Origin of the sequence: Aeromonas sp. ANP5, from assembly GCF_963870295.1 — a bacterium.
GTDB classification, from domain to species: domain Bacteria; phylum Pseudomonadota; class Gammaproteobacteria; order Enterobacterales; family Aeromonadaceae; genus Aeromonas; species Aeromonas veronii.
Genome location: NZ_CAWMRY010000044.1, coordinates 17,716 through 37,491, shown reverse-complemented (window position 1 = coordinate 37,491; position 19,776 = coordinate 17,716). Strand labels below are relative to the sequence as shown.

Annotated in this window: 23 protein-coding genes, 1 tRNA gene, 1 pseudogene and 1 other annotated feature; of the genes and pseudogenes, 19 read left to right on the top strand and 6 right to left on the bottom strand. The window is 60.0% G+C overall.

What is annotated here, in order from left to right; all coding sequences use genetic code 11:
• The 3 genes and pseudogenes from AACT07_RS19750 to AACT07_RS19740 all read right to left on the bottom strand — a co-directional run.
• Positions 1-1,003: pseudogene (locus AACT07_RS19750) on the bottom strand (IS3 family transposase); the annotation flags it as partial.
• A gap of 255 nt (positions 1,004-1,258) precedes the next feature.
• Positions 1,259-1,335 (bottom strand) — tRNA-Arg (locus AACT07_RS19745).
• Positions 1,336-1,385: 50 nt separating this feature from the next.
• On the bottom strand, positions 1,386-2,540 hold the full coding sequence (locus AACT07_RS19740) for a flagellar assembly protein FlgT (protein WP_019446850.1): 1,155 nt from the start codon (positions 2,538-2,540) through the stop codon (positions 1,386-1,388).
• Between the two features lie 212 nt (positions 2,541-2,752).
• On the opposite strand from AACT07_RS19740, the gene AACT07_RS19735 reads away from it, so the two are divergent.
• Positions 2,753-3,373, top strand: a complete 621-nt coding sequence (locus AACT07_RS19735) for a FlgO family outer membrane protein (protein ID WP_005338718.1) — start codon at positions 2,753-2,755, stop codon at positions 3,371-3,373.
• A gap of 10 nt (positions 3,374-3,383) precedes the next feature.
• Positions 3,384-3,809, top strand: a complete 426-nt coding sequence (locus AACT07_RS19730; RefSeq protein ID WP_069529657.1) for an LPP20 family lipoprotein — start codon at positions 3,384-3,386, stop codon at positions 3,807-3,809.
• Between the two features lie 76 nt (positions 3,810-3,885).
• Here AACT07_RS19730 and pheA read toward each other — a convergent pair whose 3' ends face one another.
• On the bottom strand, positions 3,886-5,058 hold the full coding sequence (pheA, locus tag AACT07_RS19725) for a prephenate dehydratase (RefSeq protein WP_069529655.1): 1,173 nt from the start codon (positions 5,056-5,058) through the stop codon (positions 3,886-3,888).
• 38 nt (positions 5,059-5,096) lie between these two features.
• Positions 5,097-5,218, bottom strand: a sequence feature (Phe leader region).
• A 170-nt stretch (positions 5,219-5,388) separates the two neighbouring features.
• On the opposite strand from pheA, the gene AACT07_RS19720 reads away from it, so the two are divergent.
• The 17 genes from AACT07_RS19720 to AACT07_RS19640 all read left to right on the top strand — a co-directional run bounded on the left by AACT07_RS19720 (position 5,389) and on the right by AACT07_RS19640 (position 18,428).
• Complete coding sequence (locus tag AACT07_RS19720) at positions 5,389-6,000, top strand: HAD family hydrolase (protein ID WP_069529653.1); 612 nt, start codon at positions 5,389-5,391, stop codon at positions 5,998-6,000.
• Positions 6,001-6,018: 18 nt separating this feature from the next.
• Positions 6,019-6,297, top strand: a complete 279-nt coding sequence (locus AACT07_RS19715) for a DUF6482 family protein (RefSeq protein WP_069529651.1) — start codon at positions 6,019-6,021, stop codon at positions 6,295-6,297.
• A 79-nt stretch (positions 6,298-6,376) separates the two neighbouring features.
• Positions 6,377-7,213, top strand: coding sequence for a hypothetical protein (locus AACT07_RS19710; protein WP_069529649.1), 837 nt, complete (start codon positions 6,377-6,379; stop codon positions 7,211-7,213).
• A gap of 106 nt (positions 7,214-7,319) precedes the next feature.
• Positions 7,320-7,892 (top strand): DUF3157 family protein, encoded by a 573-nt coding sequence (locus AACT07_RS19705; protein ID WP_069529647.1) that lies wholly within the window; start codon positions 7,320-7,322, stop codon positions 7,890-7,892.
• 189 nt (positions 7,893-8,081) lie between these two features.
• Entirely contained in the window at positions 8,082-8,723 is a 642-nt protein-coding gene (locus AACT07_RS19700) for an autotransporter (protein ID WP_042080712.1), read from the top strand.
• A gap of 180 nt (positions 8,724-8,903) precedes the next feature.
• Positions 8,904-9,851: a YbgA family protein gene (locus AACT07_RS19695; RefSeq protein WP_043819069.1), complete on the top strand. Its 948-nt coding sequence runs from the start codon at positions 8,904-8,906 to the stop codon at positions 9,849-9,851.
• 69 nt (positions 9,852-9,920) lie between these two features.
• Complete coding sequence (locus AACT07_RS19690) at positions 9,921-10,808, top strand: MerR family transcriptional regulator (RefSeq protein ID WP_069529645.1); 888 nt, start codon at positions 9,921-9,923, stop codon at positions 10,806-10,808.
• Complete coding sequence (phrB, locus tag AACT07_RS19685; RefSeq protein WP_069529642.1) at positions 10,805-12,226, top strand: deoxyribodipyrimidine photo-lyase; 1,422 nt, start codon at positions 10,805-10,807, stop codon at positions 12,224-12,226. Before AACT07_RS19690 ends, phrB begins: the two co-directional genes overlap by 4 nt.
• A gap of 1 nt (position 12,227) precedes the next feature.
• Positions 12,228-12,656 (top strand): nuclear transport factor 2 family protein, encoded by a 429-nt coding sequence (locus AACT07_RS19680; protein WP_005343652.1) that lies wholly within the window; start codon positions 12,228-12,230, stop codon positions 12,654-12,656.
• Positions 12,653-13,387, top strand: coding sequence for an SDR family NAD(P)-dependent oxidoreductase (locus AACT07_RS19675; protein WP_069529641.1), 735 nt, complete (start codon positions 12,653-12,655; stop codon positions 13,385-13,387). Before AACT07_RS19680 ends, AACT07_RS19675 begins: the two co-directional genes overlap by 4 nt.
• Positions 13,384-14,643, top strand: coding sequence for an NAD(P)/FAD-dependent oxidoreductase (locus tag AACT07_RS19670; RefSeq protein ID WP_069529639.1), 1,260 nt, complete (start codon positions 13,384-13,386; stop codon positions 14,641-14,643). The genes AACT07_RS19675 and AACT07_RS19670 overlap by 4 nt, the downstream gene beginning before the upstream one ends.
• Complete coding sequence (locus tag AACT07_RS19665) at positions 14,640-15,422, top strand: DUF1365 domain-containing protein (protein WP_069529637.1); 783 nt, start codon at positions 14,640-14,642, stop codon at positions 15,420-15,422. The genes AACT07_RS19670 and AACT07_RS19665 overlap by 4 nt, the downstream gene beginning before the upstream one ends.
• Positions 15,422-16,678 (top strand): SAM-dependent methyltransferase, encoded by a 1,257-nt coding sequence (locus AACT07_RS19660; protein ID WP_069529635.1) that lies wholly within the window; start codon positions 15,422-15,424, stop codon positions 16,676-16,678. Before AACT07_RS19665 ends, AACT07_RS19660 begins: the two co-directional genes overlap by 1 nt.
• 2 nt (positions 16,679-16,680) lie before the next feature.
• Positions 16,681-17,157: a DUF2878 domain-containing protein gene (locus AACT07_RS19655; protein ID WP_069529633.1), complete on the top strand. Its 477-nt coding sequence runs from the start codon at positions 16,681-16,683 to the stop codon at positions 17,155-17,157.
• Entirely contained in the window at positions 17,154-17,375 is a 222-nt protein-coding gene (locus tag AACT07_RS19650; RefSeq protein ID WP_019445887.1) for a TIGR02450 family Trp-rich protein, read from the top strand. The genes AACT07_RS19655 and AACT07_RS19650 overlap by 4 nt, the downstream gene beginning before the upstream one ends.
• Complete coding sequence (locus AACT07_RS19645) at positions 17,332-17,874, top strand: chalcone isomerase family protein (protein ID WP_069529631.1); 543 nt, start codon at positions 17,332-17,334, stop codon at positions 17,872-17,874. The genes AACT07_RS19650 and AACT07_RS19645 overlap by 44 nt, the downstream gene beginning before the upstream one ends.
• Positions 17,875-17,888: 14 nt before the next feature.
• Positions 17,889-18,428, top strand: a complete 540-nt coding sequence (locus AACT07_RS19640) for a DUF3833 domain-containing protein (RefSeq protein ID WP_069529629.1) — start codon at positions 17,889-17,891, stop codon at positions 18,426-18,428.
• A 73-nt stretch (positions 18,429-18,501) separates the two neighbouring features.
• Here the strand turns inward: AACT07_RS19640 and nqrM are convergent, their stop codons facing one another.
• The gene (gene nqrM / locus AACT07_RS19635) at positions 18,502-18,726 is read right to left on the bottom strand and encodes a (Na+)-NQR maturation NqrM (RefSeq protein WP_005338668.1); all 225 of its coding nucleotides are present in this window, start codon (positions 18,724-18,726) and stop codon (positions 18,502-18,504) included.
• 9 nt (positions 18,727-18,735) lie between these two features.
• Positions 18,736-19,773 (bottom strand): FAD:protein FMN transferase ApbE, encoded by a 1,038-nt coding sequence (locus AACT07_RS19630; protein WP_005338666.1) that lies wholly within the window; start codon positions 19,771-19,773, stop codon positions 18,736-18,738.
• Positions 19,774-19,776: the final 3 nt, after the last annotated feature.

The window sequence follows — 19,776 nt, the reverse complement described above, 5'->3', positions numbered from 1 at the left end:
ACATTTCACCCCGTACCGTTCATGTAGTGACTGATACAGCCCAGAGCAATACTGCACGCCGCGGTCTGAGTGATGGATAAGTTCACCGCCGCCACGCCGTTGCTTCAGCGCTTTCTTGAACGCCATCGCAACCGACTCGGCATGCATTCCTTCGTGCACGTGATGGCCCACTATCTTGCGTGAGTACGCATCCGTCACCAGGCTCAGGTACAGCGGCCCGCTCCTGGCGGGCAGATAGGTGATATCTGCGACCCAGACCTGCTCCGGGGCCATCGGCGTGACCTGCTCTGGCCCCGCCTTGAACAAGTTGGGATGACGGTAGAAACGGTGAAAACTGTGGGTGGTCTTGTGATACGCCCGTCTGGGCTGCACCAGCAGGCGGTGCTCGGCCAATATCCGAAACAGCCTGTCCCGCCCGACTTTGAGCCCGCCATCATCCTGACCCTGCAGCAGATAATGCAGCTTGCGAGTGCCCACCCGCGGTTGTCGCAATCGAACCTGACGCACAAAGCGCACCACCTGCAATCCCTGTGCATGGCGCTCGTCGGCGACCCGATTGCGCTTGTAGTAAGCCTGCCGGCTTATCGGCAAGCCCTGACAATGGTCAGCCTCTCGACTTGCCGCTGCGAGAGGACTTGCCGGGTCGCTTTTTTACGATGGAGACGCCGTAGTCATTCTTCAGTACATCGACGACGGCTTCGAAGAACTGGGCTTTCTGACTCATCAGCGCCAGCTGTTGCTCAAGTTCCTTGATGCGCTGTTCTGGCGTCTGGTTGTCGTGGTCTGGCATGGTGATGCTCCTGCCGGCGCGCAAAGAAGCCCCTTGGCTCCAATCTTGCCGACCATGTTTACGTAACCATACCAGAATGGTCGAATTGCCCTGAATGCCATATCGGGCTTGTGCTTGCTGGCAACTGAGCTCGCCTTTTTCAATCTGCTCGACCAGCGCCAGTTTAAAAGTCAGCGAGTAATCGCGCTGTGTCCGTTTCACACCTTGTCCCATCGGGTTCTCCATTTATTGGGGGGAAAGGTGTAAACCATATTCAGGACGGGACACTCCAATGAAAAAGGGACTGCACAGAGCAGTCCCTTGGGTAGGTTCATGGAGATAATATATATCTGAAATCAACTCAAATAAGACTCGTTTGCGCCTCTTGTTTCTAGCTATGGAATGCGCGCTGTGGTACCCCGTGTGGTACCCCAGGCCAAAAACAACCAAGGGGTTAGCACCATCATGGTGCTAACCCCTTGTTTTATATGGCGCTCCCGACTGGAGTCGAACCAGTGGCCTGTCCCTTAGGAGGGGACCGCTCTATCCTGCTGAGCTACGGGAGCTGTGTGGCGGGCATTATACAAGAAGCAACTCCCTTTTAAACCCTTGATTCTTATTCCAATACTGCCAAATCCCCATTCTGGATGTTAAACGGCGAATATTTGTTCTGGCTGCTGATGATGGCGCCATCGTCGAATACCTGTACTACCTCAAACAGGCCGTCGGCTGGGTTGCGCATCATGCGGGACTTGCCGTAGGGGTCGATAAAGTCGGCGTTGTGCTGGATGCGGAACTGGTCGCCGAGCTTGACACCGTTGCGCCGTCCCAGATTGATGTAGGGGCCGCGTTCGTTCTGGCCGACCACTCTTGCGGTGACCGGGGCACAGGTGAGCTGGGCTACCAGATCCTGAGCCGCCTGTTGCAACTGGTAGTTGACCTCCTGGCCATAACTTGACTGCCAGAACTGGCCGCTGCTGCTGCCCACTTGCTCCCGCTTGCCAAAGGTCCAGGTGGCGCGCCCTTCGTAGACCTTGCGGTTGACCAGACTGCCGTTGATGCCATCGAACAGGTAGAGCTGCATGCGAAAGTTGCGTACGGGATCCTCATACCAGCTGGTCAGCTGGTTGCCCTGCGGCTCGATGGAGAGATCGTCGATGCTGCCGAGCACCAGATACTGGCTGTCGGTACGCAGGCTGAGGGCCTTGATCTCCTCGAGGGCGCTGCGATCTCCCTGTTGCAGATGGAGCGGATCGATGCGCAGGTTTTCATCCAGCCACTGGCGCACCGCGACCCCTTGCGGCGCATTGGCGAGAGTTTCGAATAGCCGCCGCGAGAGGTTTTCCGGCATGTCGTCCATGGCGCCGTAGCTGGCTTGGTCCGGATAGCGCATCCGCAGCCTCACCAGTGTCAAATCCTTGGCGAAGTGCTGGGTCTGGCAGATCTGGCGCTCGGCCTGAATGTCGGCCACCAGCGTGATATACATGCGGCCGTTGCGCACCTCTTCCCGCTTGAGCCGATATTGGCGAATGTCGCCGCCGGAGCGGATCTGGATCTGCTCGGATCGCAGGCTGCCATTTTCCAGACGCTGCACGCTGGAAACGGCCGCGCCGCTGGCCAGCAGCGCCTGACGCAGGGCGTCGCGGGTCGCCTGCTCGCGGGCATAGACCTCATCGCCCCCCAGAATGGCGGCGCTGCCCTGCGCTTCGATAAGCTCGGCTCGGGCGCTCAGGCTGGCAAGCAGCAGGGTCAACAGCAGCGGTAATTTCATAGCAGATACCTTGAGTTGGCGGGCAGCCGCGCCATTTTGAGGAAATGGCACCTGCTGGCCGACATGGATCACAACACGTTCCAATTGGCAGCGCACGTTGGCGCTGACGATGACGATGACCATTAAAAAGCAAGAATCATGCCTCATTCCCGGCTCAAGCTTTGTCCAGCGCGTCCGATAATAAGTCAGGTGCAGATACAGGAAAGGTATCCATGAACAAACTCATCACGGCGTTGGCGCTTGCCCTGGCATTGACCGGGTGCGGCTCCGACCCTATCAATCGGGATCAGGGTGACCCCCGCCAGGCGGCGCAGGGGATGGAGCTCAACTGGCTGGTGGCGCGCATGACCGATCAGCTGATGGAGCGCAAATCGCTGACCACCCTGACCGAGCCCATCGCGGTGGCCTCTTTCGTCGATCTCGATACCCTGCAGGATACCAACTGGATGGGGCAGCAGATTGAGGAGAGCTTTATCTACGAGCTCAACCGCCGCGGCGAGGTGGTGGTGGACTTCAAGCTGACCGGCAGCATCAAGGTGACGCCGCAGGGGGACTTCGTGCTGAGCCGAAACTACAAGGAGCTCTCTTCCCGTTTGCCGATCTCCCGCATTCTGGTCGGCACCTTCAGCCGCAACAGCAAGGGAATTCTGGTCAATGCCCGCGTTATCGACATGCGCACCAAGATGGTGGAGACCACGGCCCAGAGCCTGATCCCGCAAAAATATCTGTTCGGTGCCAACAATTCGTTTGGTCGGGCATCGATCAATCGCGGTTATCTGATGCGTGACAGTCAGGCCCGGCCGGGCGGTCATCTGGTCAACCTGACCCCGTGAGGAGCGAGTCATGAAGATCCTGTTTGGTTGCCTGTTGGCGCTCTTGCTCACCGGTTGCAGCTACAACCGGGTGGTGGATTACACCCAGGGTGGCAAGCCCGATGATTTTCCAGTGCTCAAGGCGGTGGGCTATGCGGTGATCGACATCCAGCCCGGGCCCTCCCAGTCGGAGAAGATGCTGCAAGCCATTCGTGCCTCCAAGATGGATGCTTATCGCGAGCTGGCCGAGCAGCTCAATGGTCAGCAGGTGCGCGGCCAGAGCAGCTATCGTGATCTGACCCAGACCTCCAACTCGCTGGATGTGTCGGTCGCCGGTGTGGTGCGTGGTGCCCGGGTGGTTGCCTCCTATCCGCGCGGCAATACCTATGCCACCGAGATGGAGCTCGATACCCGTGCCCTCTACAGCATCAACCAGCTGATGGCCGGTCAGTTCTGAGTTGATGGGCTTGCCGTGAAAATCGGCATCAAAACAAAAGGCGAGCAGGTGCTCGCCTTTTGTCGTTGTGGGCTGGTTAGCTCCCCATCAGCACCGGCGGCACTGCGGTGGGTTTCACATCCTCGCTCGGGTAGCAGCCAAGCACCTTGATATAGCGGGTGATCTTGGTCAGCTCCACCAGTGCGGCCTGCATCGCCGGGGTCTGCAGGTTGGCGGAGACGTCGAGGTAGAACATCTCTTCCCACGGGTTGCCCTGCACCGGACGGGATTCGAGCTTGGTCATGTTGATCTCGTGGTTGCGCAGTACCAGCAGCGCCTCGACCAGCGAACCCGGCTTCTGGGAGGTGGACATGATGAGGGTGGTCTTGGCCGGGATCTGCGGCGCCACGTCGATGGGCTTGCGCGCCACCACGATAAAGCGGCTGTAGTTCTCTTTCTGGTTGGCGAGCTGCTCGGCCAGCACATCCAGACCATACAGTTCGCCACCGGCGGCGCTGCCGATGGCGGCGGCCTCCGGGCTGGCCAGTTCTTTCACCTTCATCATGGCACTGGAGGAGGAGTCGCAGATTTCGTGGCGCGCCCCTTCCAATTTGCTCAGATAGTGGGAGCACTGCTGGAAGACCTGCGGGTGGGCATAGAAGGTCTTGATGCGGCCAAGCTCGGTCGGCACGGCGGTGAGAATGCAGTGCTCGATGGGGTAGGTGAGCTCGCCGACGATGGAGAGGCTGGTGTGCTGCATCACGTCATAGACTTCGTTGATGGAGCCCGAGCTGGTGTTTTCGATGGGCAGCACGCCGAAAGCGGCGCGACCCGACTCCACCGCATCCAGTACTTCACGGAAGTTCTGGCAGTTTACTTCGATCACCTGATCCTTGTAGCGCGCCAGATATTTGCGGGCGGCCAGGCTGGAGTAGGAACCGCGCGGCCCCAGATAGGCGACGCTGGTCATCGGCTCCTGCTGCTCCGGGTTGAGCAGGCTCTGCAGATAGGCCTGCTGGGAGAGCACTGAGTCTTCGATGATGGTGTGATAGATGCGGGTGATGTACTGGGCGTCCAGCCCAAGCACGCGCCCTTTCTGGATCAGGGCGACCAGCAGCTCCTGCTCCCGCTGGTGGTCACGGATGGGACGCGGGTTGGCTTGCTTGGCACGGGCCACCTCGATGCTGAGGGTCTTGCGTTTCGCCAGCAGGGCAAGCAGCTCCTGATCCAACCGGGTGATGTCTTGTCTGATCTCGTCGAGCGTTGCCATGATTGTTCCCTATCCAAGTAATCGATTGATATTAATGCAAAAAAAAGCCTCCGCTAGGGGAGGCTCGATTCGTCTTTGCTTTCTGTTCACACGACGACAGGCCTTCCCTCAAGCGGGCCGGATAAACGAGAAAGCAAAGAAGAATGGTGCGTGCATAGGTGTGTCCTTGAAGTAACGTCATAACCATTAAGGGATTTGTCGGTTTGATGCAAGTAAAACTTGCCCGCGGGCGGGGATGGGGGCAGGGTATCCGGTTAATAAAATGGCGTATAAGCGATGTTCTATTGACTCTGTTTTGATGACTGACAACCAGTGGGGGAGGTAAAGACGATGGCGATCATTTTCGATCTGGGACGGGTGGTGGTGAGCTGGGATCCGGTAGGCATAGTGCGTTCCGTGCGTGGCCCGCAAGGGGCTGAACAGTTGGCCGAGCAGCTCTTTAACCACCCGGACTGGCTGGAGGTAGACAGAGGCACCATGTCGCTCCACACCATGGCCCGGGAAGCACAAGCGCGCACCGGCCTCTCGGCGGCACAGAATCTGGCCATTTTACAGGCCGTTCCGGCCTCCCTGCTGCCAGATCCCGCTATGCTAACCCTGATAGCCGAGCTGCACGGGGCGGGGCACACCCTGTATGCCCTCTCCAACATGGGTCATGCCAGCATTGACTGGCTGGAGCAGCATCAGGATTTCTGGCGCTTCTTCAGCGGCAAGGTGGTCTCGGCGCGGGTGCGGATGATGAAGCCGGAGCCGGATATCTACCGCTATCTGCTGGTGTCGTTCGATCTGAAACCGGCAGAGTGTCTCTTCATCGATGACAGTCCCGCCAACATCGTGGCCGCCGAGGCCCTCGGTATCAGGGGGATCGTCTTTACCGACGCGGCGAGTTGTCGTCAGCAACTGGGTGAGCTGGGCTGTTTGCCCGCCACCGGCAAGGGGTGATGCCCCTGTAGGAGCACTATGGAGCATGGCCGGTTTCGCAATTGGCTCAGTCACTATCCCGAGGCGACCCTGATCATCGCCTGCAAGGATGGCAGCGGTTATCAGCTCTGTGTTGAGGCGGAAGGGGAGTGCCTCTGCCTGACCGACAGCAAGGGAGGGCGCCTGACTTTCACCTCGCTGGATCAGGCGCAGGGTTTCTTGCGAGCCCATCGGGTTCACCAAGCAAGATTACGAATTTATGACGCCCAAAATGAAGATTTAGCAGCAGAATCACAGGAAATAATCATCAAGTTTTAATTTTAACCAGACTCTTTAAGGGTCTATTCAGTTTGTTTGCCGCACAATACTGCACCTGTTCATCATCCGGAGCTGTTTAATGGGTGCCAATGTAGTTGTACTGAATCAGGGATATGATCACTCTTTTCAAGCCAGGGAACAGCTGCTGATTGAGCGACTGGCAAGTTTTGACGAGCTGGTTGTCTCTTTTTCGGGACGGTTGGAATCCTGCTACAGCATCGAGCTGTGCCGCGCTGCCGGTGTGAAAATCCACGCAATTACCCTCGATAATCCGACCCGCAGTCGCAGTGAAGTGGCCCGAGCCCGCCGTTATTGCCAGCGTTATGGCATCGATCACTGGGTCATCAAGAGTGACGAGATCGTCTTTTGCGATCGCCTGCCAAATATTGAAGGGCTGATCGACCCGGTTCGTCGCATTGCTGAGTATGTGCAGACTCGTCCGGAGTGGACTCATCTGCCGTTGCTGGTTCCGGCAGCGGTGGAGGAGCGTGATGATTATCTTGCCCAGTTCGGGTCTCTGCCTGCCAACTCAATCTGGTTCTTTGCCGACAACGGATTGATGCGCCGCGATTATCGTTACGGCTTCAACAAGCGTCAGCTCGGTCGTTGGGGCAAGGGGAGCAACGGTTGCCTCAGCAATCGCTTCACCAATCCACGGCAGCTTGAGCAGCGTTATCTGCGAATGGTGGATCAGGCAGAGCAGATGCTGGCCGACATGGGGCTGGACGAGGCACAGGTCTTTTTCCATACCCTGTGCGACTGCTCCACCACCCTGGCCCGGGTGCGTCTGCCCGAGCATCAGCGTGCGCAGGCCTTTGATATGCAATCGGATATTTTGTCCGCCCTCAAGGGGAGCAAGTTCGATCTGGTGACCCTGGATATGGCACAGAAAGAGCGACACGATCTCGCCATCTAGCCTGCGGGCAAGCGATGCGGGTACCAGAACGTGAGTGCTGTCATAGGCAAGGGGCGACGGGACTGTTTATACTGTCGCCCTTTCACCCGTTACCGAGCTTCGCCCTATGAAACCCTTCTCCCGTCTGCTGATTGCCCTGTGCCTCTCCCCCGTATTGGCGCAGGCTGCCCCTCTTTCTCAGGTGACGCTGCCCGATGGTCGGCAGGTTCAGCTCAACGACGACTTCACCTGGGAGTATCTGGTGGTCAAACCGGCAGAACCCGTACAGGGCGTGGCTGCTGAAGGGAAGGCAGGGGCCGTGGTGGCCGTCGCTGCTCCGGTGCTGACCGATCAGGCCAAGGCCAATCCGGAACTGCTTGCCCAGATGGCGCGTGACGGTGTGGTGGTCAAGCTGGACAAGATCGAAGGTTCTGACCCGCTGGTGCTGACCTTTATGGTGAGCAATACCGGCACCCGCAATGTAGTCGGGGTGCGTGGCATGGTGACCCTGTTCAGTGCTGACGGGGTGCAGCTGAGCCGTCAAGAGGCCCGCTTCTGGGTTGCCGAGAATCGTCTGCCGGAGACCTATCTGCGCAAGGGGCAAGCCCGTCCGTCGCTGGCCCTCGAGATCCCCCGTCCTGCCGGATTGACCGGTCAGCCGCTGGTGCGGGTCGAAATTGACGAGGTGGTCTTCCGCTGATTTGGCGTTGTTCCGGCCCATGCAAACCGCTTGGGCCGGCAACTTGTTGCCGCTGACACCCCCTGCAATATCTGCTTACATCTGACATGGTTCTGCAACAGCTTGCAGCTCGGCAAGCCGGGAACCTGATCGCACAATGACTCCATACCAGCTCGCTAGCAACGGGCCCAATCACATGGAGTTATCATCATGAAAAAAGCAACTGTCTCTCTTCTGGTTCTGGCCGGGTTTGCCTCTACTTCCGTCATGGCGCAGGATGCCTTTAGCTACGCCAAGGGTTCCGCCACCTGGGCGCACACCAAATCCGACTATCTCAGCGGTACTTTCAGCAATGACAGCAAAGGAACCCGTGATTTTGGCGGTCTGAGCCTGGATCTCTCCAAGAGCTTCGGCTCCAATTTCTATGGTCGCGGCAGCACTGAATACACCTCTCGCAGCAACGGCAACGACAGCATGTCGATCTCCAGCATTGGTGTCGGTGTATTTACCCCGCTGAGCACGGGTCTGAACCTCTACGGTGAAACCGGTGTGACCGGCTACATGCTGGAGCGTGAACTTGCCAGCGATATCGCTAACAAAGGGTGGGATGCTGTTGCTCGCAAAGATAGCGGCAGCATGTACGGTGAAGTGGGTCTGCGCTACGACATCGGCAATGTCGAGCTCTCCACTGCCTACCGCTACGCCAACATGACCGACGATATGCACGACTTCAAGGTGGGCGGTGCCTACAAGCTCAACCAGAATTGGGCGCTGACTGCCGATTACACCTATCGCAACTGGGATCTGCAAAAAGGTTCCATCTCCAGCCTGGGTGTGAAGTACAGCTTCTAATCCTCCTTCCAGTAGTCCGTAGTGTCTTGATTTTTACCCATGGCGTTCGCCATGGGTTTTTTCTTTTTCCGGTGATCCCTTTTTTCTCCTTGTGTCGTATCAGTCGCAAATAGTTATACAGCTTCCATTTTTTTGTATAACTGCTATAACTGAATCAATGCTTATACAAGGAGCGTTATCATGTACAAGATTAAAGTCGGTATCAGTGCCTGCCTGCTGGGACAAGAGGTACGTTTCGATGGGGGCCACAAGCGCTCCAGCTTCTGTGAACGGGATCTTGGCGCTCACTTTGACTACCACCCCGTCTGTCCCGAGATGGCTATCGGTCTCGGGGCGCCCCGTGCCGCCATCCGGTTGGTCAAGCGTCACGGCGAGATCCGCGCCGAGGCGAGCAACGGTAGCTTCGATGTCACCGAAAAGCTGATTGCCTTCAGCGAGCAGAAAGCTCGCCAGCTCGACTTTATCTCCGGTTATATCCTCTGTGCCAAATCACCCAGCTGCGGTATGGAGCGGGTCAAAGTCTATGGCGCCAACAACGAGGGGAGTGCCAAGGAGGGGATTGGCCTCTTTGCCAAAGCGCTGATGGAGGCCAACCCCCTGTTGCCGGTTGAAGAGGATGGCCGCCTGTGCGACCCCATCCTGCGCGAGAACTTCGTGCTGCGGGTCTTTGCCTACCACGACTGGCAGCAGCTCTGCACCCGCGGCATCACTGCCTCTGCGCTGATCCGCTTCCACTCCCGTTACAAGTATCTGGTGCTCTCCCACGCCACCACCCACTACCGGGCGCTTGGCAAGCTGCTCGGCAATCTGGGCAAGTCCGCCAACTTGCAGGAGGTGGCCGACAACTACATCAAGGGATTGATGACGGCGCTGACCCTGCGAGCCAACCGCCGCAGCCACACCAATGTGCTGATGCACCTGCAGGGCTACTTCAAGCGGGTGCTGACCCCGGCCCAGAAGCAGGAGCTTGCCGATACCATCGACAAGTACCGCACCGGCATATTCCCCTTGCTGGTGCCGCTCACCCTGATCCGCCACTACCTGCGCGAGTACCCCAATCCCTACCTCGCCGAGCAGGTTTATCTCAATCCGCACCCCGATACGCTCAAGCTGCGTTACGGGCTCTGAATCCGTTCTGTTGCCCCGGCGCATGGTTTGCGCCGGGGGGCTTTACCCCTCTGTTTGATGGACGTTGTCATGTCTGATTTATCGCAAGAAGTTGCTCCTCTGGCTGATGAGGGGATCTACCCCATTCGCGAGGTCTCCCGTCTCACCGGCGTCAACGCCGTGACCCTGCGCGCCTGGCAGCGCCGCTACGGTCTGGTGCAACCGGCCCGCACCGAAAAGGGCCACCGCCTCTACAGCGAGCAGGATATCCGCCAAATCGGCGAGATCCTGAGCTGGCTGGAGCGGGGAGTGAGTATCGGGCAGGTGAAGGGGCTCTTGAGCGAACCCCATTCCGCGCCGGTGAGCGATCACTGGCAGCAAACCCTGGAGCAGTTCAGTCAGGCGCTGCTCGCCTTCAACCAGCGCAAGGCGGAGGCTGAACTCAACGATCTGCTGGCGAGCTACCCGTTCGAGCTGGTGCGCAGCCGGATACTGCAACCGCTGGTGGAACGGCTGCTGGGGCTGTGGCGCGAGCGGCCCGATGGCGAGCTGCTGCAACAGGTGTGGCTGGGCTGGCTCCATACCCGCTTCGCCCGCCACCTGATCGAGCAGGAGAAGGGCGTGCCGATCACGCTGGCGAGCTGGGGGCAAGTCGGCCCCCTCGATTTGGTCTGGGCCGCCTACGAGTTGATCGGTCAGGGTTATGAGGTGCAACTGCTGGGGGCGGTCGAGCCGCGCCATGCCAGCTTGCTGGAGGGGCGTGCCGTTACCCCCTGGCTGGTACTGCTGGGGGCCGGGCTCGGCAAGCAGGAGCTGGCCGCCGGGTGGCCCGCAGGCACACGCCTGTTTGGCGAGCTGGGGCGCCTCTACGACGATGAGTGGCTTAAAGCCTATGGCTGGCAGGCGAGCCTTGCCGAGCTGATGGCAGATACACCAGCTGCGGCTGGTGCCAGCGGGCACGGGAGGAAAAAGTCATGAAGCTGGTCTGGTTTCGCCACGATCTACGCCTTGCTGACAACCCCGCGCTGCGGCATGCCTGCGCCGGTGATGAACCGGTCGCCGCGCTCTTTATCATCTCCCCCACCCAGTGGCGGCAGCACAAAATGGCCCCCATCCGTCAGCGCTTTATGTTGGCGCAGGTAGATGAATTGGGCCGCGAGCTGGCGGCCCTTGGCATCCCGCTCCATCTGCTGCGAGTGGAGACTTTTGCCGAGGTGCCCGCTGTGTTGGCAAACCTCTGCCGCGAGCAGGGTGTGACCCAGCTCTACGCCAATCAGGCTATCGAGATCGACGAGCAGCGTCGCGACCACGCCGTCAGCGCCGCACTGGCAGAGCAGGCGGTGAGTTGTCACTGGTTCAACGGCTGCTGCGTATTGCCGCCGGGGCGGGTACTGACCGGCTCGGGTGAGATGTTCAAGGTCTTCACCCCTTTCAGCCGCGCCTGGCTCAAGGCACTCGACGAGGAGGGGTTTGTCATTCATCGGGCGCCGACACCGCGTGGCGAGCCTTTGCCTTGGCAGCCGCTGGCTGAGCGGGCGTGGGTTGATGAGGCGCTCGGCGAGCTGACGGCGGATCCCCGCTGGCCGGTGGGGGAGGCAGAAGCTCTGCGCCGTTTGAACATTTTTTTGGAGCAGGCGGTGCTCGACTATGGGGAGACCCGGGATTTTCCTGCCATCGCGGGCACCTCTGTGCTTTCCCCCTATCTGGCGGCGGGCATCATCAGTCCTCGTCAGTGTGTGGCGGCGCTTCAGCAGCGGCTTGGCTATCGGCCCCAGTCCAAGGCCCAGCCCGGCTTTGTCTGGCTCAATGAGCTCATTTGGCGTGAGTTTTATCGCCACCTGCTGGTACTGATCCCGACCCTCTCCATGAATCGTCCCTTCAAGCCCGAGACGGCGGCCTTGCCGTGGAGCTGGGATCCGGACGCCTTCGCCGCCTGGTGCGAGGGACGAACCGGCTACCCCATCGTCGATGCGGCGATGCGCTGTCTCAACGCCACCGGTTGGATGCACAACCGGCTGCGGATGATAGTGGCGAGCTTTCTCACCAAGGATCTCCATATCCACTGGCGGCTCGGGGAGGATTACTTCATGAGTCGGCTCATCGATGGCGATCTGGCGGCCAACAACGGCGGCTGGCAGTGGGCGGCGGGTACCGGCGCCGATGCGGCGCCCTATTTTCGGGTCTTCAATCCCACCACTCAGGGGCAACGATTTGATCCACAAGGGGAGTTTATCCGTACCTGGGTAACTGAACTTGCCGATATTCCTGCCGCTTATGTGCATCAGCCCCACGACTGGCTTCGGCTCAAGGGGCGACAGGATTATCCGGCACCCATGGTGGATCACGCCGTTGCCCGGGTGAGAGCCATCGAGATGTTTCGCTCTCTGGAGAAATAGGATGAACGAGCCGCTGGCCCGCTTTATTGGCCTCTATCAGCAACTGGACAAACAGCAGTTGCACCGCTTGCCCGAGGTCTATGCCGAACAGGTGGTCTTTACCGATCCGGCCCACCGTATCGAGGGGCTGGCGGCCCTTGGCGACTATTTTGCCGCCCTCTATCAGCGCCTCGCCTACTGCCGTTTCGTCATCACCAGTCAGCAGCAACAAGGGCAGCAGGCCTGGCTCGGCTGGACCATGACCTTCTCTCACCCCAGATTGCGTGGTGGTGAGCCGGTGACGGTGGAGGGGGCCACCCGCCTCGAATTCGACGAGGCGGGCAAGGTGTGCCAGCACAGGGACTATTTTGACCTGGGCGCCATGCTCTACGAGCAGTTGCCGCTGCTCGGGCCAGTGGTGCGCACTATCAAGATGAGGCTTGGCGCATGAGCGGCCGAGTGCTTATTACAGGGGCGACCTCCGGCATCGGTCGCCAGTTGGCGCTGGATTACCGGCGGGCAGGCTGGCAGGTGTGGGGTTGTGGCCGCGATGGCGAACGACTGCAGGCGCTGGGGCTGCACGGCGTCACGCCGCTGCAGTTCGATGCCCGGGATCTGGCCGCTATGAACGGGGTGGCTGCTACGCTGTCATCCCTCGATCTGCTGATCCTCAACGCAGGCAACTGCGAATACATGGATGTGGCGGAGGGGTTTGACAGCGAGCTGTTTGCCCGAGTGATTGAGACCAATCTGACCGCTACCGGCCATGCTTTGGCCGCCTTCTTGCCGTTGCTCGGGGCGGGATCTCGGCTAGCCATCGTCAGCTCGTCGGTGAGCTGGCTGCCGCTGCAGCGAGCCGAGGCCTATGGCGCCTCCAAGGCGGCCCTCGACTATCTGGCGGATACCTTGCGCCTCGATTTGGCCAGCAAAGGGATTGGGGTGACCCTGATCCGCCCCGGCTTTGTCCAGACGCCGCTGACCGCCAAAAATGATTTTCCCATGCCCTGTCTGGTGACGGTGGAGCAGGCCTCCCGCGCCATCATGGACGGGCTGACTGCAGGTCGTCACCAGATCCACTTTCCCCGCCGTTTCATCTGGTTGCTGCGTCTGCTTGGTGCGCTGCCGGTGGGGCTCTGGCTGCGCCTTGGCCGCGCACTCGTATCGAAAGGAAGCCATTCATGAAGAAAAAGATCGCCATCGTCGGTTCAGGGATCTCGGGGCTCACCGCCGGTTTTCTGCTCCACAAACTCCATGACATCACCCTGTTCGAGGCGGCGCCGACCCTGGGGGGACACACCGCCACCGTCGATGTGAATCAGGCTGGCCGCAGTTATGCCATCGACACCGGTTTTATCGTCTTCAATGATCGCACCTATCCCAACTTCTTGAAGTTGCTGGTGCGGATCGGCATGGCGCGCCAACCGGCCGAAATGAGCTTCTCGGTAAAGAGCCCGGAGGGGCTGGAGTATAACGGCCACAATCTAGATACCCTGTTTGCCCAGCGCAGCAATCTGCTGAGTCCGCGCTTCTACGGTTTCGTCGCCGAGATTTTGCGGTTCAACCGGGAGGCACGGGCCTGGCTGGCAGATGGTCAACATCAGGATGCAGTCCCCGAGCTGACCCTGGGGGACTTTCTGCTGGCGGGGGAGTTTAGCGACTACTTCGCCCGCCACTACATCTTGCCGATGGGGGCGGCGATCTGGTCATCGACCCTGGCCGATATGCGCGCCTTCCCCCTTGGCTTCTTCCTGCGCTTTTTTGCCAACCACGGCCTGCTGGATGTGGCCAATCGCCCCCAGTGGTACGTGATCCCGGGTGGCTCGCGGGAATATATCGGCCCCCTTACCGCGGGTTGGCAGTCGCAGATCCGCCTCGCCTGTCCGGTGCAGAGCGTACGGCGGGACGCGGATGGCGTGGTGATCCAGAGCAGTTACGGCGAGGAGCGGTTTGACGAGGTGATCTTCGCCTGCCACAGCGATCAGGCGCTGGCACTGCTGGCGGATCCCTGCGAGCGGGAGCAGGCCATCCTCGGCGACATGCCCTATCAGGCCAACGATGTCTGGCTCCATACCGATGCGCGCTGCCTGCCCACCCGCCGCAAGGCATGGGCCAGCTGGAACTATCAGCTCGATGGCAATGACGAGGCGCGGCCACTGGTGAGCTACAACATGAACATCCTGCAGGGGGTGAACTCGCCGGAGCCCTTCTGCGTCAGCCTCAATCCCAAGGGCAAGGTGGATGAGAGCAAGGTGCTGCGCCGCTTCGTCTACCACCATCCGGTGTTCAATCAGGCCTCTATTGCCGCCCAGCAACGGCGCGCGGAGATCTGCGGCCAGCAGCACACCCACTTCTGTGGTGCCTACTGGTACAACGGCTTCCACGAGGATGGGGTGCGCAGCGCGCTGGATGTTGCCAGGCGATTCGGAGCCGAGCTATGAACGGCGCCACCGTGGCCACCGAACATGAGCGTACAGACGAACTGGCTGGCGTCACCAGCGCCATCTGGCAGGGCTCGGTGCGCCACCGCCGTTTTGCACCGCGGGCTCACGCCTTCTCCTACAGCCTCTTTATGCTGGGACTGGATCTCGACGAGTTGCCGCAGCTCGATCAGGGGCGCTGGTTCGGGGTGGAGCGCTCGGGGCTGCTTTCGTTTCACCGCCATGACTATCTCAAGGGGAGTGAGGGAAGCCTCAAGCAGGCGGTGTGGCAGAAGGTGAGCGAGCTGGGGGGCGATGCCGACCCCGAGGGACGGGTGCTGCTTCTCGGCAATGTGCGCTGTCTGGGGTTCTACTTCAGCCCGGTCAACTTCTACTTCTGCTACCGGCAGGGCGAGGCGCGCTATCTGCTGGCAGAGGTGTCGAACACCCCTTGGAACGAGCGTCACTACTACCTGCTGGATTTGGCGGCGCTGGCACCCCATGACAAGGATTTTCACGTCTCCCCCTTTATGGGGCTGGCGATGTGTTATCACTGGCGCATCAGGCCGCCTGCGCAGGAGACACTGATCCATATCGAGAGTCATCCCGTATCCGGTGAAGCCAAGCTGTTTGACGCAACCCTGGCGCTCACTCGCGAACCCTTGTCGCGCAAGGGGCTGGTGGCCCTGCTGGCCCGCTGGCCCTGGATGACCATGAAGGTGCTGCTCGGGATCTACTGGCAGGCCCTGCGTCTATTTATCAAACGAACCCCGATATTTACCCATCCGGAGAGCCGCTAATGGAACTTGCTCAATCAACCCTCTCTGCCTCTTTCATCGACAAGGGGGCAAGACAACTGCTGCTCAATCTGCTGGGTCGCCTCGAACATGGCCAGCTGCTGCTGCGGGATGGCGGTGAGCGCCACAGCTTTGGCGTTGCGGGCACCGATCTGCATGCCGAACTGGTGGTGCAGGATCCTGCCTTCTATCGTCGCCTGTTGCTGGGGGGCAGTATTGCCGCCGGAGAAACCTGGGTGGAGGGGCTCTGGACCAGCCCGGATCCGGTGGCACTGGTGCGGCTGCTGGCCCGCAATCTGACCCTGCTCGACTCCCTTGAGCGTCGCCTGGGCTGGCTCAGTTTCCCGTTCAACAAGGTGCGCCACTGGCTCAATCGCAATACTCTGACCGGCTCGCGCTCCAACATCGCCGCCCACTACGATCTCGGCAATACCCTCTATCAGGGTTTTCTCGACAGCCATATGCAGTACTCGAGCGCCATCTATCCGAGCGCCGAGGCCACTCTGGAAGAGGGGCAGCAGGCCAAGTTGCGCACCATCTGCGAGCGGCTGGAGCTGGGGCCTGACGATCATCTGCTGGAGATCGGCACCGGCTGGGGCGGCCTCGCCGTCTATGCCGCCCGCCACTATGGCTGCCGGGTGACCACCACGACTATCTCCCGGGCCCAGCATGACTATGCCAAGGAGTGGATTGTGCGGGAGGGGCTGGGGGATCGCATCACCTTGCTGCTGGAGGATTACCGCAAGCTGGAGGGCACCTATGACAAGCTGGTCTCCATCGAGATGATCGAGGCAGTGGGCCACGCCTTCCTGCCCGACTATTTCCGCCAGTTGTCACGGCTGCTCAAGCCCGGTGGCCGCCTGCTGATTCAAGCCATCACCATCGCCGATCAGCGCCATGCCCAGTATCTGCGCGGGGTTGATTTTATCCAGCGTTATATCTTCCCCGGTGGCTGCCTGCCGAGCGTCTCCCAGATGGCGGGGCTGCTGGCGCGGGAGACCGACATGCAGCTGGTGCGGTTGCACGATCACGGCCATCACTATGCCCGCACCCTTGCTCACTGGTGCGATCGCTTTCTGGCGTTGGCGCCCGAGCTGCCCAAACTCGGTTACAGCCAGGATTTCATCCGGCTGTGGCACTTCTACTTCGCCTATTGCGAGGGGGGATTCTGGGAGCGCAGCATCAGTCTGGTACAGCTGGAGGCCGCCAAGCCGGGGCCTGCTGGCTGGTCGGGTGATTTGCCAGTAAGCGGTCACTGACCATGTGGCAGTGGGCTCACCTGCTGGGGTTCAACCTCTACTGGTTGCTGGCGGTGAAGTGGCAGCAGCCGGGTCCGCTGCTGGCAATGTTGCTGCTGCACTTTATCTTCTCACCCAGCCGCCTGCGTGACTGGCGGCTGCTCCCCATCGCGGTTGCCGGCTGTCTGCTGGATGCCCTGCTCTGGCAGCTCGGCCTGTTCCGGTTCCCGTCCGGTTTTCCCCTTTGGCTGGTGCTGCTCTGGCTCGGTTTTGCCCTGACGCTTGCCCACGGTATGCGCTGGCTGCTGCGCTTGCCTCGCTGGCAGCAGGCACTGTTTGGCGTGTTTGGCGGTGCCTCCTCCTATGTGGCGGGGGCTGCCATGGGGGCAGTAAACTTACCCTGGGGCATCTGGATCAGTACGGCGCTGCTGGCAGTGATCTGGATGTGGTGGTTACCCGTACTCCTGTGGGTAATGGTCAAGCTGGAGGGTGAGTCATGACAAACACCTTTTCGACCGACTCGTTGCTTTTTTCCAAATGGACCAAAGAGAGCCAGCATGAGCTGACTGATCGATTCTATCTGGTGGTTGCCTGCCAGCGGGATGCGCAGGGGCGGCTGGTGCAGGTGGTGATGCAGGATATCAACACCCTGCAAGAACAGGAGATGGACTGGCATGAACTGGAAGACCCCAACCACTGGCATATGGGGTGGAATTAACCCGCTGCTTTTGGCGTTTACGCTCTTGGCTGCAACCGCGGTGCAGGCTTCTGCCGCCCCCTGGCAGCAGCTGCGCCCGGTCGGGCAGGGGGAGATGAACTGGCTCTGGTTCAAGCTCTACGATGCCACCCTCTACAGTGAAAGCGGGCGCTATCAGCCCGGTCACTATCCGCAGGCCCTGACCCTCACCTATGCCAGAGCCATCGAGCGGGAAGATCTGCTGAGCGCCACTGCCGCCGAGTGGCAGCGACTCGGTCTTGGCTCTGACGCCGAGCGTCAGCGCTGGCTCGGCCAGCTCGCTGCACTCTGGCCCGATGTGCAGGCAGGCGACAAGCTCACCTTCTATGTCGACAAGGGCGGGGCAGGCCACTTCTGGTGGCAGGAAAAACCCCTCGGCACCCTGGCCGATCCGCAATTCTCGGCCGCTTTTCTCGCCATCTGGCTGGCTGACAACAGCCGCGATCCCGCCCTGACCCGCCGCCTGCGTGGCCAACCCTGAACATGGAGTTTCCAATGTTTTTCTATCGTGCATACCGCTGGTTGCTGTTGCTCCCTTTTTTGCTGCTGAGCGGCTGTGGTGCCAGTCTCGATGACTATCGGGGGCAGGGGCCAAACTGGGATCTCGCCCGTTTCTTCAACGGTAAATTAGTGGCTCACGGCTTGGTAACCGACCGCAGCGGCGAAGTGACCAGTCGCTTTCGGGTCGAGATGGTGGGTCGTTGGAAGGATGGCAAGGGAGAGCTGTTCGAGCAGTTCTACTTTGATGATGGCCGCCAGCAGACCCGTACCTGGTATCTGAGCAAGGGCGATGATGGTCATTGGCGCGGTACTGCTTCCGATGTGGTGGGGGAGGCGATGGGTAAAAGCCAAGGGTTTGCCCTCAACTGGCGTTATCAGCTTGATCTGGCGCTGCCGGATGGCGAGGTGGTACGGGTGAGCTTCGATGACTGGATGTACCTGCTGGACGAAGAGCGTCTAATCAATCGTGCCGAGATCAGCAAGTTCGGTATCCATCTTGGCGAAGTGATCCTCTATATCGAACGTCAGCCCTGACCGTTAACGCAAGATAACGCCCAGTAAAAAGCGCGCCGATGGCGCGCTTTTGTTTACCGAAAAACCAGAGTCATCAGATGATGCGGTTCTCTTCCAGCATCTTGCGACGGGCCTCTTCCTTGGCCATCTTCTTCTTGCGGTTGTCGCAGGGTTCCGGGCAATCGCACTCTTTCTCGATGCCGACGCTACCCAGACCGCCACAGGAGCCGGAGATGGTCTTCTTCTGGAAGATGTAACCGATAGCCATGGCGGCTATCACCAGCATGAATACCCCGAAGGTGATCAGAAAAATCTGCATCTCTACCTCTTACTTCTTGACCAGATAGGGCTTGAAGGCATCGGAGTAAGCCTCTTCAAAGCCGTTGTCCGTCTTGGTGATCACGAAGATCGCCAGGCCGCGCTCGTTGGCATAGGCCAGGCTTTTCTCGGTCCCCATCACCATAAACACGGTGGCCAACCCGTCTGCAGTCATGCAGGAGGGGTGGATCACGGTGACCGACACCAGACGGTGCTGGATCGGTTTGCCGCTGCGCGGATCTATGGTGTGGGAGAAGCGCTGACCATCCAGTTCATAGTAGTTGCGGTAATCGCCGGAGGTAGCCACCCCGTTATCACCGGGCACGATCACCTCTTGCACCGTGCCGGTGCCTGCGGTGGGCTTCTCGATGGCGACGCGCCAGGGGTGACCCTTGCCGTTGACGCCATTGATCCGCAGCTCGCCGCCAATCTCCACCAGATAGTTGCGCGCACCCAGTGACTCCAGATACTCGGCTACCTTGTCCACACCAAAGCCCTTGGCGATGGCGGAGAGATCGACGTAGAGGTCCGGAATATCTTTTTGCAGGGTGTCGGCATCCACCGAGGTTATGACGTGCAGGTTGCCCAGACCGGTCTTCTGGCGAGTCTGGGTGATCAGCTCATCGGAGGGAACCTTGGTCGGCTTCTTGTCCGGGCCAAAGCCCCACAGATTGACCAAGGGGCCAACGGTGACGTCCAGCGCCCCCTGGCTCTCACGGCCAATGTGAATGGCCTCTGTGACGACCCGTGCGGTATCGCGGGAGACCACAACCGGTTTGTTGTCACGGCTCTGGTTGAAGCGCGACAGTTCGGAATCGGGGCGATAGGTCGACATCTGGTCGTTGACCCGCTCCAGCAACACATCCACCTCAGCTTGAAGCTTGGCCGGATCGCTGATGGCACTGTCCGCCACCTTGATGGAGTAATAAGTGCCCATGGTGCTGCCGGTGATGTGGATCTCCGGTTTGGATTGGACCGTCTCCTGACCGCACCCAGTCAAGAAAAAGGCTAGCCCGAAGGCTAGCCAGGTCTTTACAACACTGTGCATGGA